2 protein-coding genes are annotated in these 1190 nt (G+C 32.8%); both read left to right on the forward strand.

Annotated features, from left to right (window positions below; translation table 11 throughout):
- Positions 1-146: 146 nt before the first annotated feature.
- Positions 147-926, forward strand: coding sequence for a hypothetical protein (locus ACRDDY_RS02265; protein ID WP_438563351.1), 780 nt, complete (start codon positions 147-149; stop codon positions 924-926).
- A 24-nt stretch (positions 927-950) separates the two neighbouring features.
- Positions 951-1190: hypothetical protein (locus ACRDDY_RS02270; protein WP_438563352.1), on the forward strand; the 240-nt coding region annotated here is incomplete at its 3' end.

Raw genomic sequence — 1190 nt, forward strand, 5'->3', positions numbered from 1 at the left:
TGATAAAGATGTGAAATTTGCATACCATTTAAACGCAATAAGAATTTCATATGAAAATGTTTATCTTGAAGAAAAAAAAGATGTTGGAAAAGACATTTTACTAAGAGCACAAGAAATGGTAGTAATTAGAAAAGGAGGAGCTTTGAATGGCTAATACATTACCTAATACTGGTGTAGAAGTATGGAACGATACAACAGATTTAAATAACAGTATGAGAGCTTGGTATAATATGCTAAGTGGATTGACAAATAGCAATATGTATAAATTAGACGGGGCTTTTGGTGCTCCATTAAGTTCACTAGGAACTTCTAGTAAAACAGTTGTTGGAAGTATTAATGAGATAAACAACTCTGTAAAAACAATAAATGATACAATGTTAACATATAAATACCCACCAACAGTAATAAAAAGCACAAATAATCTACCTGTTGGAAGATGGTATTTACAAAGTGTGGACAATCCAACAGATGGGTTTTATTATATAGACTGTGGTTATAATCCAATAAGTGGATATAAATATCAAAAAGCCAAGTATGCTTTTGATGAAGCCCCTTCTTTTGAGAGAATACAACAAAACAATGTTTGGCAAGAATGGAAGCAAATAGCAACAACTAATAAAACTGAATTCCCAAATAGCTCACTTCAAGGCAACTGGGTTAACGAGTTTGAAAATGGCACTGCAACAGTAAATGGGCAATCCGTAACGTTAAACTTTATGTTAAAAGGAGGGTCCACTACAAGCTCAACATTGTTGTTTACACTTCCTGCAAGTATGAGACCAAATAAAAACATGTTTATTATCGCGACAAGTGGTTATACATTGACAAACACACTTGTTAATGTATTTCTAGACGGTCGGGTGGTTTTAAACTCGACATTATCTGATAACAACAGATTGACAATTTCAACATCTTTTAATATTTAATAAAAACAATTAGGAGGAGTAATAATGAATAAATTCAATGGATGTATTCAAAGTGAACAAGATGAACGTGATGTTGTTTATGGTAATTTGGATTATGTGTGCATGGGTAAATATGACTTACCTAAAAAATTTAAGCTTGAATGTACTCCAGTAAAAAATCAAGGGTGGTTAGGTTCTTGTGTTGGTCAAGCAATTAGCACAATAATGGAATGTGACGCTATGGTTAGATATGGAGAGGATAGAGGGTTCTTAAGCCCTCTATTT

Origin of the sequence: Clostridium sp. (assembly GCF_051656525.1) — a bacterium.
In the GTDB taxonomy this organism is placed as follows: domain Bacteria; phylum Bacillota; class Clostridia; order Clostridiales; family Clostridiaceae; genus Clostridium.

Coding starts and splice junctions, on each gene's coding strand:
- ACRDDY_RS02265 (WP_438563351.1), top strand. CDS start 147: ATGGCTAATACATTACCTAATACTGGTGTAGAAGTATGGAACGATACA.